This is a genomic window from Spirillospora sp. NPDC046719, assembly GCF_040645715.1.
Taxonomy (GTDB): domain Bacteria; phylum Actinomycetota; class Actinomycetes; order Streptosporangiales; family Streptosporangiaceae; genus Spirillospora.
Window position 1 is genome coordinate 1 of sequence record NZ_JBEYYT010000236.1, and the last position, 14,326, is coordinate 14,326.

At 74.6% G+C, this 14,326-nt stretch carries 13 protein-coding genes; 2 read left to right on the forward strand and 11 right to left on the reverse strand.

Annotated elements, in window-relative coordinates; genetic code table 11:
- The 7 genes from ABZ914_RS31830 to ABZ914_RS31860 form a co-directional block, all read right to left on the reverse strand.
- Positions 1 to 976, reverse strand: a 976-nt coding sequence (locus tag ABZ914_RS31830) for a carbamate kinase (RefSeq protein ID WP_500197742.1), incomplete at its 3' end; no start/stop codon positions are given.
- Positions 977 to 1,072: 96 nt separating this feature from the next.
- Positions 1,073 to 2,236, reverse strand: coding sequence for a pyridoxal phosphate-dependent aminotransferase (locus ABZ914_RS31835; RefSeq protein ID WP_500197744.1), 1,164 nt, complete (start codon positions 2,234 to 2,236; stop codon positions 1,073 to 1,075).
- A gap of 21 nt (positions 2,237 to 2,257) precedes the next feature.
- Entirely contained in the window at positions 2,258 to 2,863 is a 606-nt protein-coding gene (locus tag ABZ914_RS31840; RefSeq protein ID WP_500197746.1) for a response regulator transcription factor, read from the reverse strand.
- Complete coding sequence (locus ABZ914_RS31845) at positions 2,860 to 4,191, reverse strand: sensor histidine kinase (RefSeq protein ID WP_500197747.1); 1,332 nt, start codon at positions 4,189 to 4,191, stop codon at positions 2,860 to 2,862. The genes ABZ914_RS31840 and ABZ914_RS31845 overlap by 4 nt, the downstream gene beginning before the upstream one ends.
- Positions 4,192 to 4,237: 46 nt before the next feature.
- Positions 4,238 to 5,050: an ABC transporter permease gene (locus ABZ914_RS31850; RefSeq protein ID WP_500197749.1), complete on the reverse strand. Its 813-nt coding sequence runs from the start codon at positions 5,048 to 5,050 to the stop codon at positions 4,238 to 4,240.
- Positions 5,047 to 6,108 carry an ABC transporter ATP-binding protein gene (locus ABZ914_RS31855; RefSeq protein ID WP_500197750.1) on the reverse strand — a complete coding sequence of 354 codons (1,062 nt, stop codon included), beginning with the start codon at positions 6,106 to 6,108 and terminating at the stop codon, positions 5,047 to 5,049. The genes ABZ914_RS31850 and ABZ914_RS31855 overlap by 4 nt, the downstream gene beginning before the upstream one ends.
- Before the next feature lie 144 nt (positions 6,109 to 6,252).
- The gene (locus tag ABZ914_RS31860) at positions 6,253 to 6,891 is read right to left on the reverse strand and encodes an NAD(P)-dependent oxidoreductase (RefSeq protein ID WP_500197752.1); all 639 of its coding nucleotides are present in this window, start codon (positions 6,889 to 6,891) and stop codon (positions 6,253 to 6,255) included.
- 87 nt (positions 6,892 to 6,978) lie between these two features.
- Here ABZ914_RS31860 and ABZ914_RS31865 point away from each other — a divergent pair, with 87 nt between their 5' ends.
- Complete coding sequence (locus ABZ914_RS31865) at positions 6,979 to 7,554, forward strand: TetR/AcrR family transcriptional regulator (protein WP_387030218.1); 576 nt, start codon at positions 6,979 to 6,981, stop codon at positions 7,552 to 7,554.
- Between the two features lie 65 nt (positions 7,555 to 7,619).
- Here ABZ914_RS31865 and codA read toward each other — a convergent pair whose 3' ends face one another.
- The 4 genes from codA to ABZ914_RS31885 all read right to left on the reverse strand — a co-directional run bounded on the left by codA (position 7,620) and on the right by ABZ914_RS31885 (position 13,408).
- Positions 7,620 to 8,987 (reverse strand): cytosine deaminase, encoded by a 1,368-nt coding sequence (gene codA / locus ABZ914_RS31870; RefSeq protein WP_500197754.1) that lies wholly within the window; start codon positions 8,985 to 8,987, stop codon positions 7,620 to 7,622.
- Positions 8,984 to 10,399: a cytosine permease gene (locus ABZ914_RS31875; protein WP_190868124.1), complete on the reverse strand. Its 1,416-nt coding sequence runs from the start codon at positions 10,397 to 10,399 to the stop codon at positions 8,984 to 8,986. Before ABZ914_RS31875 ends, codA begins: the two co-directional genes overlap by 4 nt.
- A 139-nt stretch (positions 10,400 to 10,538) precedes the next feature.
- Positions 10,539 to 12,095 (reverse strand): acyl-CoA synthetase, encoded by a 1,557-nt coding sequence (locus ABZ914_RS31880; RefSeq protein WP_500197756.1) that lies wholly within the window; start codon positions 12,093 to 12,095, stop codon positions 10,539 to 10,541.
- Entirely contained in the window at positions 12,092 to 13,408 is a 1,317-nt protein-coding gene (locus ABZ914_RS31885) for a CaiB/BaiF CoA transferase family protein (RefSeq protein WP_500197757.1), read from the reverse strand. Before ABZ914_RS31885 ends, ABZ914_RS31880 begins: the two co-directional genes overlap by 4 nt.
- A 36-nt stretch (positions 13,409 to 13,444) precedes the next feature.
- Between ABZ914_RS31885 and ABZ914_RS31890 the strand changes: the two genes are divergently transcribed.
- Positions 13,445 to 14,023 carry a uridine kinase family protein gene (locus tag ABZ914_RS31890; protein WP_500197758.1) on the forward strand — a complete coding sequence of 193 codons (579 nt, stop codon included), beginning with the start codon at positions 13,445 to 13,447 and terminating at the stop codon, positions 14,021 to 14,023.
- Positions 14,024 to 14,326 lie beyond the last annotated feature (303 nt).

Consider the following 14,326-nt stretch of genomic DNA (forward strand, 5'->3'; position numbering starts at 1 on the left):
CGGTCACTCCCCCGGGACCCGCCACCCCGCCGGTCCCGGCCCGGCGGCGCCCCGCGGGGCGGAGCCGGGCAAGCGACGCGATCGCCGCGCGCCGGCCGCCCGCCGCGACGAACCGCCGCACCGCCTCCACCTTCGGGCCCATGCTGCCGGCCGCGAAGTGCCCGGCGGCGGCCAGCCGGGCCAGCTCGGCGGCCGTGGTGCGGCGCAGCGGCCGCGCCGCCGGGGTGCCGAACCCGGCCACCGCGTGCTCCACGTCCGTGGCGATCACCAGCGTGGACGCGCCGAGCCGGCACGCCAGCAGCTGCGCCGCCAGGTCCTTGTCGACGACCGCCTCGACGCCGCGCAGCGCCCCGCCCGCCCGCACCACGGGCACTCCCCCGCCGCCCGCCGCGATCACCACGTGCCCGGCCTCCAGCAGCAGCGCCGCCGCTCCCGCGTCCAGGATGTCGAGCGGCTCCGGGGACGCGACGACGCGCCGCCACCCCCGGTCGCCGAACGGCCGCCACGCCTGGCCGAGCGCGGCGAACCGCCGCGCCTCGTCCGCCGGGAAGTACCGGCCGACCGGCTTTGCGGGGTCGGCGAATCCGGGGTCGGCGGCGTCCACCAGCGTCCGCGTCACCACCGTCGACACCGGGCGCGGCGCGCCGCGCGCGGCGAGCGCCCGCTCCAGCGCGTTCATGACCATCACGCCGACGGTGGCCTGCGTCTGCGCGCCGCACCAGTCCAGCGGCACCGGCGGCACCACCCCCGCCGCCAGCTGGTTCTTGATCAGCAGGTTGCCGACCTGCGGGCCGTTGCCGTGCGTCAGCGCCACCCGCGCCCCCGCCGCCACCAGCTCCGCGACGCGCCGCATCGCGACCTCGATCGCCGCCGCCTGCGCGTCCGGCGTCGCGCTGCCGTCCGGCGCGGTCATGGCGTTGCCGCCCAGCGCGATCAGAATCCGCTCGCCGTCGAGCGAGTCCCCGTTCCGGCCCACGGCCCGAACGCTAGCCGCGCGGCGGGCGGCGCTCATGGGCGAAACCAGCCCAAGGAACGCCGCCCGTTCGGCAATCTCCGCCCGTCCCGGAGAGATTCAGGCGAGCCGGCGGAGGCGTTCCACCGCCTCGTCGATGACCTCGTCCTTCTTGCAGAACGCGAACCGGACGAAGTGGGCGCCCGCGTCGGCGTGGTCGTAGAACACCTGCGTCGGGATCGCGACGACGCCCGCCTTGGCCGGCAGCGCCCGGGCCAGCTCCAGCCCGTCGGAGAAGCCCAGCGGCCGGATGTCGGCCTGCACGAAGTAGGTGCCCTGCGGCCGGTACGCGGTGAAGCCGGCCGCCTCCAGCCCGGCGACGAGCCGGTCCCGCTTGGCCTGCAGCGACGCGCGCAGCTCCCCGACCCACGCCGTCTCGTTCGCCAGCGCGTACGCGGCGGCCCGCTGGTAGGGGGCGCTGACCGCGTAGGTGAGGAACTGCTTGACGGTCTGGACGGCCCGCACGTACCGGGCCGGCGCGGTGATCCAGCCGGTCTTCCAGCCGGTGGCGGAGAACGTCTTGCCCGCCGACGACACCGACACCGTCCGCTCCCGCATCCCGTCCAGCGTGGCGAGGGGGATGTGCTCGGTGCCGTCGAAGGTCAGGTACTCGTACACCTCGTCGGTGATCGCGACGAGGTCGTGGTCGCGGCAGACGGCGGCGATGGCCTCCAGCTCGCCGCGGGTGAACACCGTCCCGGCCGGGTTGTGCGGCGAGTTCACGAGGACCGCCCTGGTGCGCGGGCCGACGGCGGCGCGCAGCTCGTCCGGGTCGAACGTGAAGCGGCCCTCGACCGGGCGCAGCATGACGGGCCTGCGCACCGCCCCGGCCAGCGCGATCACGGCGGCGTACGAGTCGTAGTACGGCTCGAACACGATGACCTCGTCGCCGGGCCCGGCGATCGCCAGCACGGACGCGGCGATGCCCTCCGTCGCGCCCACGGTCACGTAGACCTCGGACATCGGGTCGTACGACAGCCCGTACCGCTCCAGCCGCTGCTCCGCCACGGCCTCGCGCAGCTCCGGCACCCCCGGCCCCGGCGGGTACTGGTTGCCGCCCGACCGGATCGCCTCGACCGCCACGTCCAGCATCGCCTTCGGGCCGTCCTCGTCCGGGAAGCCCTGCCCCAGATTGATCGACCCGGTGGCCGTGGCCAGCGCGGACATCTCCGCGAAGATCGTCTCGCCGAACTCCCGCATCCGCGGCACCAGAGGCTCAGTCACGGCACCAGCCTACGGGGGGCGTCAGATCCAGCCCATCTCCTGGGCGGCGCGGACGGCGGCGAAGCGGGACGGCTCGCCGAGCTTGCTCATCGCCGTGGAGAGGTAGTTGCGGACGGTGCCCTCCGACAGGTGCAGCAGCGTCGCGATGCGGGCGGTCTCGGTGCCGGCGCCGGTGAGCCGGAGGATCTCGCGCTCGCGCTCGGTCAGCGGGTTGTCGCCGGCGGCCATGGCGGTCGCGGCGAGCTCGGCGTCCAGGTAGCGGCCGCCCTCGTGGACCTTGCGGATCGCGGCGGCCAGCTCCTGCGTCGGCGCGTCCTTGGCGACGAAGCCGCGGACCCCGGCGGCCATCGCGCGGCGCAGGTACCCGGGGCGGCCGAAGCTGGTGAGGATGCACACCGCGCAGCGGGCGCCCGCGGCGGCCAGGTCCTCGGCGACGGTGAGGCCGTCCGCGCCGGGCATGTCGATGTCGAGGACGGCGACGTCGGGATCGTGCGCGGCGACGGCGGCGGCGACCTCGTCGCCCCGGCCGGCCTCGGCGACGACCTCCAGGTCGGCCTCCAGCCCGAGGAGCGCGGCGACGGCGCCGCGGATGAGGTGCTCGTCGTCGGCGAGCAGGATCCGGATCACCGGCCGCTCCCCCCGGTCGCCGCCCGCGCCGTCTCGGGCTGTGCCGTCTCGGGCTGTGCCGTCTCCGGGGCCTGGGGCTCCTTGGCGGCGGGCGGCTCGGCGGCGGACGGGCCGTCCGGCACGGCGCGCGGCAGCGGGACGACCGCGCGCAGCAGGAAGCCGTCGCGGCCGTGCCGGCCCGCGGTGACCTCGCCGCCGACCACGGCGGCGCGCTCGGCGAGGCCGGTCAGCCCCGCCCCGCCGGCCTCCGTACAGTGCGCGTCCGCGTCGCCGCGGACGCCGTCGTTGCGCATCTCCAGCACCACGGAGCCACCGTACGCGGTGAGCGCGACGACGCAGTGCCGGGCCTCGCTGTGCTTGATCACGTTGGTGGCGCCCTCCCGGATCACCCAGGCGAGCACCGAGCGGACCTCGGGCGGCAGCCCGTCCGGCACGGCCCCGGCGTCGCACCGGACACCGGCGGCCTCCAGCACCGCCCGCACCCCGGCCAGCTCGGCGTCCAGCTCGACGGCGCGGTAGCCGTGCACGGCGGCGCGCACCTCGCGCAGCGCGTCGCGGGCCGCGCGCTGCACGTCGGCCATCTCCGCGCCGGCGCGGGCCGGGTCGGCGTCCGCCAGCCGCATGGCCAGCTCGCTCTTCACCGCGATCAGGGAGAGGCTGTGGCCGAGCAGGTCGTGCAGGTCGCGGGAGAAGCGCAGCCGCTCCTCGGTGACGGCGAGGCGGGCGAGCGCGTCCCGCGCGGCGTGCGTCTCCTGGTGCAGGTCCCACATGCGGCGCTGGTAGCGGTTGACGAACGCCACGAGCCCGCACGTGCCCGTGTAGATCAGGACCATGACCGGCAGCAGCCCGTACCAGGGCAGGTCCCCGCCGGGGTACAGGAAGTGGGCGGCGACGGTCGCGTACACCCCGCCGGCGGCGCCGGTGCCGACGCAGATCGCGACGACCCGGCGGCGGCTCATCGGGGCCAGCACCACCGCCGACACCCAGAACACCGACACCACGCTGAACAGCGGGCTGGTGACCATCATCGCGCTGAGCGCGGCGGTCAGCACGCCGCTGAGCACGACGTCCCGGCGGGATCCCCCGCCCTCCAGCGCGGCCCGGACGAGCCGCGCGTAGTACCAGGTCAGCAGGCCCATCCCGGCGACGACGAGGACGGCGAGCGGGATGCCGACGGAACCGTCGCCGTAGGCCGCCGCCAGCCCGGCCAGGCCGGGCGCGAGGAAGCCCGCGGCGGCGCACAGGAACGAGCGGTGCGTCACCCTGCGGTAGCGCTCGAGCCTGCGGGTGTCCTGCGCCTCCAGGTCCGCCGTGGTCGCGACCGTCATGTCCCGTCCTCCTTACTTCTCGACTGTAACCGCGGAGCGCTCCGCGTCAGGCGCGCCGCGGCTCCCAGCGGAACCAGCGGCCCGCCATGGCGCGGCCGGCGCCGAGCCACACCGCGAGGACCGCGAACGAGGGCAGGCAGGCCGCCCAGCCGCCGGCGGCCCCGACGGGGGCGTGGGCGGCGTGGTCGTGGAAGTCGCGGCCGAAGTAGGCGGTCCGGGTGATCTCGACGACGGGGCTCAGCGGCAGCCAGCGGGACGCCTCCTCCGCCGCGGCGGGCAGCCCGTCCAGCGGGAACATCACCCCGGCGCCCGCCAGGCAGGCGAACATGATCGGCAGGACGGTGAGCTGGGCCAGCTCGGCGTTCGGGGTGAGGCCGGAGACGGCGAAGGCGAGCACCGCGAACACGGCCGCGCCGCCCGCGAGGCCCGCCGCCAGCAGGAGCGGGTCGGCGGGGAACCGGCCGCCGAGCGCGGTGCCGAGCAGCACGAGCAGGCCCAGCGCCTGGACGGCGTACATCGCTGTCGCGGCCAGGACACCGCCGCCGATGATGTCGGCGTCGCCGAGCGCGGTGCCGCGCAGCCGCTTGAGCGTCAGGTCCTCGCGGCGGGCGGTGAAGACGTTGACCAGGTTCATGAAGACCGCGAAGAGGAGGAAGAAGCCGAGGTGGCCGGTGCCCTGGAGCAGCGCGGCGTCCATGCCGCCGGCCTTCTGCCCGTGCGCGGGGAACAGCAGCGCGGCGAACAGCACCGGCAGCCCGGCGGCGGTGAACAGGGCGGTCCGGTTGCGCCACAGCAGCATGAGGTCGAGGCGCGCGACGCGGAGGGCGGCGCCGCCGGCCATGGGGCGGGGCATCGTCATCGGGACGCTCCTTCCAGCGCACCGGCCGCCCCAGCGCCAGCCGCCCCCGGGTCGGCCGCCCCGGAAACCATCTGCTCGGCACCGGTCCGCTCGGCACCGGTCCGCTCGGCGCCGGTTCCGTGTGCGCCTCTCTCTCGCGCGCCGGAGGACGCGCGGAGGAAGACGTCCTCAAGGGAGGCGCTGCGTGCCTGCAAGCCGCGCAGCTCGACGCGGTGCTCGTCTGCCCAGCGCAGCAGCTCGTACAGGCAGCTCTGGAGTCCCGCCTCGGTGACGGTGTAGGACGCGACGGCGCGGCCCCCGTCCACGGCGATGTCCGCGCGGGCGCCGCGCAGCGCGGGCAGTTCGGCGACCCGCAGCCGCTCGGGCACCTGGAAGCCGATCCGGTCGCCGTGCCCGGCGACGACCTCCGCGACCGTCCCGGCGGTCTCGATCCGGCCCCGGTGCATGATCGCGAGGCGGTCGGCGAGGTGCTCGGCCTCCTCCAGGTAATGGGTGGTCAGCAGGACGGTGGTGCCGGCGGCGACGAGGTCCCGGACGATCCGCCAGGTGGCGCGCCTGGCCTCGGGGTCCATGCCGGTCGTCGGCTCGTCCAGGAAAAGCACGCGGGGACGGCCGAGCAGGGCGAGCGCGAGGTCCAGGCGCCGCTTCTGCCCGCCGGACAGCTGCCGGACCCGAACGCACGCCCGCTCGGCGAGCCCGACCAGGCCGAGCACCTCGTCGCGGGGCCGCGGCTCCGGCGTGAAGCCGCGGAAGCGGTCCACGGTCTCGGCCACGGTGAGGTCGGGGAAGAACCCGCCGTCCTGGAGCATGACGCCGATCCGGGGCCGGACGGCCCGGCGCTCCCGGTACGGGTCGCGTCCGAGGACCCGGACGGTGCCGCCCTGGGCGGGCCGGTGCCCTTCGAGCGTCTCCAGGGTCGTCGTCTTGCCCGCGCCGTTGGTGCCGAGGAGCGCGAACAGCTCGCCCGGCGCGACCTCGAAGGAGATCCCGGCGACGGCCTCGAAGTCCCCGTACCGCTGGCGCAGGCCGTCGACGCTGATGGGTGGGGTCTCGTCCATGCCCCCAGCGTCGCGGGCCGCGGCGGGCGCCGGTAGAAGGACGTGTCACCGGTTCGGGCGGCGCCTGTCAGCCGTTCCGCATGACACCTGTCATGCCGCCCCCGCCGCGCCCGCCGTGCCTGTGCCTGCCGCCCCCGCAGCGGTTCAGCCCGCGATGGAGATCACGTGGCCGATGGACGGCAGGTCGCCGGCGAGGTCGAGCAGGGCCTTGGCGACGTCGTCGCGGGTGATGCTGTAGCCGCCGGTCACGCTGCGGTCGACGGCCTTGCGGTAGCGGTCGCGGCCCTCCTTGTTCGTGAGGCGGGGCGGGCGGACGATCGTCCAGTCGAGCCCGGAGTCGCGCACCTGGGCCTCGGCCACCCGCATGTCGGCGATGCTGTGGCGCAGGATCCGGCCGAGGATCAGCGGCTTGACGACGTACCGGGTGAGCGGGTCGTCGCCCGGCTCGGACGCGATCGCGCCCATGCTGACCATGAGGAACCGGCCGGCGCCGGTCGCGCGCATGGCGGCGATGATGCTCCGGGAGCTCTCGCTGCAGACGGTGGTGGGGCCGATGCTCCGCGCGCCCATGGCGCTGAAGACGGCGTCCGCGCCCTTCACCGCCCCCTCGATGGCGGCGGGGTCCATGATGTCCGCCTGCACGACGGCGGCGCGGTCGCGCAGGTCGGCGGGCATCCCGCCCGGGTTGCGGACGACCGCGGTGACCTCGTGCCCGGCGTCCAGCGCGCGGCGGACGAGCCGGGTGCCGATGCCCCCGGTCGCGCCGAAGACGGTGATTCTCATCCCGGATTCCTCCCCGATGGGGTGAGTGAACATTTACTAACCCCTAGAATGAGTAAGCATTCACTCACTGTCAAGGGGGGCGGGCCGATGACCGCGCGCGAGCGGATCCTGGACGCGGCGGCCGACGTCATGCGCGAGCGCGGCGTCGCGGGCGCCACCACGAAGGAGATCGCGAAGGCCGCCGGGTACTCCGAGGCGCTGCTCTACAAGCACTTCCGCGACAAGGAGCAGCTGATGCTGGCCGTGCTCAAGGAGCGGATGCCGGCGTTCACGGCGAGGGCCGTCGCGGGCGAGGCGACCGTGGAGGCCAACCTGGTCGGCGTCGTGCACGGCGGGCTCGCCTTCTACCGGCGGGCGTTCCCGATGATGGCGTCGATGGCCGCGCAGCCGCAGCTGATGGCGGCGAGCCGGGAGGCGCTGCGCCAGTACGGCGCGGGCCCGCAGGAGCCGGTGCGGGCGCTCACCCGGTACCTGGACGCCGAGCGCGACCTGGGCCGCGTCGCGGCGGGCGCCGACACCGCGGCCGCCGCCGCCCTGCTGATGGGCGGCTGCTTCCAGCAGGGCTTCCTGCACTACTTCGCGGCGCCGCCGGACGCGCCCGACCTGCCGGAGTCGGCCGCCGCCGCCCTCGTCCGGCCCCTGCTCCCGGTCCTGCTCCCCTGAAACGGCTCCCCCGGCGGGGGTGTACCGGCGGGGCTGTAACGGTGGGGCTCCTAGCGGTGGGGCTCCTAGCGGTCACGGGTCCGCACGAAGTCGACGTCCTCGGGGTCGCGGCCCGGCCACGTCAGCCGCGTGACCGCGGGCGGGGTCTCGGCGACGATCCGGCCGCGCGCGACGACGTGGGACGGCCGGGTCTGCCGCCGGACGGCGTCGTACGGCGACGACGCGGGCAGCACGACCAGGTTCGCCGGGCGGCCGGGCGCGATCCCGTAGCCGTCGCCGAGGCCGAGGACCCGCGCGGCCCGGTCCGTCACCATCGCGAACGCCTCGTCGATCTCGGCGGCGCCGGTGAGCTGCGCGGCGGCGATCCCGACCAGCGCGACCTGCAGCGACGACGCCGTCCCGAGCGGGAACCACGGGTCCATGACGTCGTCGTGCCCGAACGCGACGTTCACCCCGGCGGCGAGCATCTCCTTCACCTGGGTGAGGCCGCGCCGCTTGGGGTAGGCGTCGAACCGGCCCTGCAGGCACAGGTTGGCGAGCGGGTTGCAGACGAGGTTGATGCCCGAGCGGGCAAGGATCCGCTGGAGCTTGTAGGAGTAGGCGCCGTTGTAGGAGCCCATCGCGGTGGTGTGGGACGCGGTGGCGCGGTCGCGGAGCCCGCCGCGCCGGGCCAGGGTCGCGAGCACCTCCACGAACCGGGACTGCTCGTCGTCGATCTCGTCGCAGTGCGCGTCCAGCAGCAGCCCGTACCGCTGCGCGACGTCGAAGGCGATCTCCAGGGAGCGGACGCCGTCCTCGCGGGTGTCCTCGAAGTGCGGGATCGCGCCGACCGCGTCCACGCCGCGCCGCGCCGCCTCCTCCAGCAGCTCCGGCCCGTTCTCGAAGGAGCAGATCCCCTCCTGCGGGAACGCGACGAGCTGCAGCCCGATGACGTCCTTCACCCGTTCGCGGACCTCCAGCATCGCGTCGAGCGCGACCAGGCCCGGGTCGGTGACGTCCACGTGGCTGCGGACGTGGAGCACGCCGTTCGCCGCGTACCAGCGCAGCACCTCCGTCGCGCGGGACACGACGTCGTCGCGGGTGAGGTCCGCCTTGCGCTCGCTCCACACCGCGATCCCCTCCCACAGGGACCCGGACGCGTTCCAGCGCGGCTCACCGGCGGTGAGGGTCGTGTCGAGGTGGACGTGGGGCTCCACGAACGGCGGGCTCACCAGGCCGCCGGCCGCGTCCACCAGCACGTCGGCGCCGTCTCCCGGTCCGCCGGGGGCGCCTGCCGGTCCGTCGGGGGCGTCTCCCGGTCCGTCGGCGGCACCGGCCGGCAGGGGCCCGGCGAGCTCGCCCGCGGGCGCGACGCTTCCGAACCGGTCGCCGTCGATCTCGATGTCGTGGAGGCCGTCCCGCCCGGCCAGGCGGGCGTTGGTCACGAGCTTCATGCGGGGCTCCCTTCCCACGCCCGGCCGCGCCGGGCCGACAGGACGAAGTACAGGATCCCGGCGACCAGGGCCCCGGCCAACCAGGACAGGTCGATTCCGCCCAGCGCGCGCGCCGCCGGGCCTTGCAGCGCCTTCGGGACGCCGTACTGGAACGCCCACGTCGCGGCGGCTCCGAGGACGAACGAGATCAGCGCGTCCCACCGGAAGTCGCCCAGCCGGGACCGTCCGGGCGGATCGTAGAGCGCGTCGACGTCCACGTTCTGGCGGCGGACGGCGTAGAAGTGGACGGCCATCACCGACGCCCACGGCACCACCCACGTGACGAGGCCGCCGAGCCACGCGTCGAGGGTGTTCGCGAAGTCCTCCTGGAAGATCAGCAGGATCGTGAACGCGGCGGCGAACACGCCGACGCCGTAGGAGATCGCCTTGCGGGACACGTGCCAGTCCACGGTCTGCGCGCACAGCGAGCAGCTGTAGACGTTCAGGATGTTCGTGGCGATCGGGCCGTGCACGACCAGCAGCAGCACCGGGATCGCGAGCGCGCCGAACGCGTCCACGATCAGCTTGCCGGGGTCGGTGGTCGCGCTCACCGTCGCCAGCGACGCGCCGAGCACGCCGAGCCACACGACCGGCACGAACTGGCCGAGGACGCTCGCCGCGTACAGCCGGCGGCGCGGCACCTCGCGCGGCACGAACCGCGAGTAGTCGGAGGCGTAGGCGAACCAGGTGATGCCCCAGCCGACCCCGATCGCCGTCATCACGGTCGTCATGGCCGACAGCCGGTCGGTGCCGGTGAGGCCCTGGCCCTGGTGGTCCCAGTGCACGCCGGTCTTCGTCCACGCGACGACGGTCATCGCGGCGAGCACGGCCAGCGTGACGGGAACGGTCCACTTCTCGAACGCGGCGATCGCGTGGAAGCCGGACGCGGCGATCCACACCTGCAGCCCCATGATCACCAGCACCACGACGATCTTCAGGGCGGTGCCGCCGTGCACCCCGACCTGGCCGAGCAGGGCCATCACCAGGTCCAGCACGATCCAGGTGTTGACGGCGCACCAGCCCGCCGACATCACGCCCTGGAGCGCGGCCGGCAGGTACGCGCCGCGCCGCCCGAACGCCGACCGGGCCAGCACCATCTGGGTGACGCCCGTCCGCTGCCCCATCAGCACGAACAGCCCGAAGACCGCCATCCCGACGAGGTTCCCGGCGACCAGCACGCCGACCGTGTCGGCGAGGCTCAGCCCGAGCTTGATGCCGAGCGCGCCGAGCACCCAGTTGATCGGCGCGATGTTCGCGCCGGACCAGATCCAGAACTGGTGCCCCGCGGTCGATTCGCGGGCCTGCGGCGGGACGGGATCGAGCGAGTGCGCGGCGGCGGACTGACCGGAGCCGGGGGACGCTGAGCTGGACACAGGCCACGACCTTACTGGTCAGTCCGAAATGCTCCGTCCGCCGGTCTCCGCGGCGTTCCCCGGCTCAGGCGTCCTCCGGCATCCGGCGTTCCCCGGCTTCCGGCGTCCGCGAGTTCCCTTGCTTCCGGTCGCGCCGGGGCTAGGGCTCGAGTTCGCCGAGGCGGGTCTTGACGACCTTGCCCATCGCGTTGCGGGGCAGCGACCCGACCAGGTGGACGACGCGGGGCCGCTTGTGCACCGACAGCCGCCCCGCGACGAAGTCGATGAGCTGCCGCTCCGTCACGCCGTCCGCGACGACATAGGCGGTGACCTGCTCGCCGAGATCGTCGTGCGGCGTCCCGGCGACGGCCGCCTCGCGCACCGCCGGGTGCGCGAGCAGCGCGTTCTCGACCTCGCCCGCGCCGATCCGGTAGCCGCCGCTCTTGATCAGATCGGTGGACGCGCGGCCGACGATGCGGTGCCAGCCGTCCGGGCCGATCGTCGCGATGTCGCCCGTGCGGAACCAGCCGTCCAGGGCGAACGACTTCGCCGTCGCCTCCGGACGGTTCAGGTAGCCCTTGAACAGGTGCGGGGCGCGGACGTGCAGCTCGCCGGGCGTCTCCCCGTCGCGCGGGACCGGGGCGCCGTTCTCGGCCACGAGTCTCGTCTCGATGCCGGGCAACGGGAGGCCGACGTAGCCGGGCCGGCGCTCGCCGTCCGCGCGCGCGCTGACGGTGATCAGCGTTTCGGTCATGCCGTAGCGCTCGACCGGACGGTGCCCGGTGAGCGCCTCCAGCCGCTCGAAGGCGGGCACCGGAAGCGGCGCGCTGCCGGACACCAGCAGCCGCGCCGCACGCATCGCCTCGCCGGACGCCGGGTCGGCCGCCATCCGGGACCACACCGTCGGGACGCCGAAGAACAGGCTCCCGCCGTCCTCGCTCGCCGCCGCCGCGTACGCCTCCGGTTTGGGCCGCCCCGTGTGGACGAGCCGGGAGCCGACCCGCAGCGGGCCGAGCACGCCGAGGACCAGGCCGTGCACGTGGAACAGCGGCAGCCCGTGCACCAGCACGTCGTCCGGCGTCCACGCCCACGCCTCCGCCAGCGAGTCGAGGGTCGCCGCGATCGCCGCACGGGAAATCATCACGCCCTTCGGCGCGCCGGTCGTGCCGCTCGTGTAAAGGATCAGCGCGGTCGCGTCAGGGGCTGACTCGGATCCTGTCGTTGAGGTCGGGGGCGTGGACGTCGGTGTCGTTGAGGCCGGGGTGGCGGAGGCCGGATTCGCGGACGTCGGGCGGTTGGACGTCGGATTCGTGGAGGTCGGATTCGCGGACGTCGAGGTCGCGGACGTCGGGCGCGTGGACGTCCGGGGCGTGGACGCGGTGGCGGGGAGGTCGTCGACCGGGACGAGCGGGGGGCCACCGTCGCCGGTGTCCGCGTCGCGGGACGCCAGGAGCAGCGCCGCGCCGGAGTCGCTGAGGATGTGGGCGCGCTCGTCGGGGCCCGAGTCCGGAGGCAGCGGCACCACCGGCACCCCCGCCATGAGCCCGCCGACGACCGCGATCACCGTCTCCGCGCTCGCCGTGGCGTGCACCGCGACGGCGTCCGCGCCGGCGATCTCCGCCGCGACGGCCGACGCCCGGCCGAGCAGTTCCTCGCGCGGCAGCTCCCGGCCCGCGATCCGCACCGCACCGCCCGTCTCACCGAGCAGATCCCTCACTGGCCTCTCCCCTGCTCCTCGCCGTCCCGTTCTCCCGCCGCGTCCAGCCGTTCCGCAGCGTCCTGCTGGCCCGCCGGGTCCTGCTGTTTCGCGATGTCCTGCTGGCCCGCCGGGTCCTGCCGTTCCGCGGCGTCCCGCTGTCCCGCCGGGTCTCGCCGTTCCGCGGCGTCCTGCTCGTCCAGCCAGGCGAGCACCGCGTCGGTGTGCTCGCCGAGCAGCGGCGGCGCGGTGTGCACGCGCGGCTCGGCGCCGTCGAACCGCAGCGGCGGGCCCGGCAGCTCGATCCGGCCGAGCGTCGGATGCTCCACCTCGATCACCAGACCCTGCGAGCGGGTCTGCTCCCAGGTGTACACCTCGTCGATCGACCGGATCGACCCCGCCGGCACGCCCGCCCCGTTCAGCCGCTCCAGCCACGCCTCCCGGGTGTCCCCCGCCAGGACCCGCTCGATGTCCGCGGTCAGCTCCGCCCGGTTCGCGGACCGGTCCGGGATCGTCGCGTAGCGCGGGTCGTCGGCGTCCAGGTCCACCAGCGGCGCGAACCTGCGCCACAGGTTCTGGTTCGCGACGCCGATCTGGATCTGGCCGTCCTTGCAGCGGAACGTCCCGTACGGCGCGATCGTCGGGTGGTCGTTGCCGACCGACTCGGGCACCTCACCGGCGACCGTCCACCGCGTCCCCTGGTACATGTGCGCGCCGACCACCGAGGCCAGCAACGACGTCCGCACGACCGAGCCGCGGCCCGTCCGCGTCCGCTCGTACAGCGCCGCCAGCACCCCGGACGTGGCGTTGCCCGCCGCGAGGATGTCCGCGATGGAGAGCCCCACCTTGCTCGGCGTCCCCGGCGGGCCCGTGACGCTCATGATCCCGGCCTCGCCCTGCATGATCGCGTCGTAGCCGGGACGGCCGCCCTCCGGCCCGTCGTGCCCGAACCCCGTGATCGACAGCACGATCAGCCGCGGGTTCAGCTCGTGCAGCCGCCCGACCGGGAAGCCGAGCCGGTCCAGCACGCCGGTGCGGAAGTTCTCGACCAGCACGTCCGCGTGCCGCACCAGCCTCGCCAGGGTGTCCTTCCCCTCGTCCGACTTCAGATCAAGGGTGATCGACTCCTTGTTCCGGTTGATCGACAGGTAGTAGGTGCTCACCTGGTCCGCACCGGCGAACGGCGGTCCCCAGCCGCGCGTCTCGTCGCCCGTCCCGGGCTGCTCCACCTTGATCACCCGCGCGCCGAGATCGGCGAGCGCCATCGTGGCCTGCGGTCCGGCGACCACGCGGCTGAGGTCGACGATCACCACGCCTTCGAGCGGTCCGGGCAAGGGGCGTCCTCCTTCGGGGGGCCGGCACCTGGAAGTATGCCGTCCGTGCCGCCACCGCCCCGGACCTACCCCGCGCTCGCCGCGCGGCTCCTCGCGCTGCCGCCGTCCTGCGGGCCCGCCCGGCTGGTCGCTATCGACGGGCCGAGCGGCGCCGGGAAGTCCACGTTCGCCGACCACCTCGCGGCCGTCCTCGTCGGGGCGCCGGTGGTCAGGTCGGACGACTTCCGCGTCCCGTGGGACGCCGATCCGCTCACCTGGTGGGCGCCGCTGCGGCGCGCGGTCCTCGAACCGCTGTGCGCCGGGCGGACCGCCGTGTTGCGCCGCTACGACTGGCACCGCGACCGGTACGGCCCGCCGGAGGAGATCGCGCCGCCGCCGGTCCTCATCGTCGAAGGCGTCGGCTCGGCCTGGGCGGGGTCGCCCGCCGCGTACCGGATCTGGATCGACGCCCCGCGCGAGCTGCGCCGAGCGCGCGCCATCGACCGCGACGGGCTGGAGTACGCCGACGCCTGGGACCGCTGGTCGGCCCACGAGACCGCCTTCTTCGCCGAGGACGGCACCCGCGCACGCGCCGACCTCCTCGTTGACGGCACCGCGCCGCTGCCGCACTACTGAAACCCGAAGATCTGCTACTTGACGCGCGGGTCACTTCATTGCGCAGAGCCCATCTCAAGGTCTTATATACCGGGACGCTCGCACGCTAGTGCTGCTACACCTCGGAGCTCGCACAGCCCTTCCCTGGGCAGCACCCAGCGAGGAATATGACCACCGCTCTTGATCGAGTTCGGGCATGTCAAAAAAGGGAGCTATGCGGTCAGGAAAGAGGCCCTCGGGTGATCGGCGAGAGGGGTGTTCGGGTGGTGGGGTGGCGCTTGCGTACGGGGCCGCCCCTGAGGCAGCGTTAGGGGCAGGCTCCGC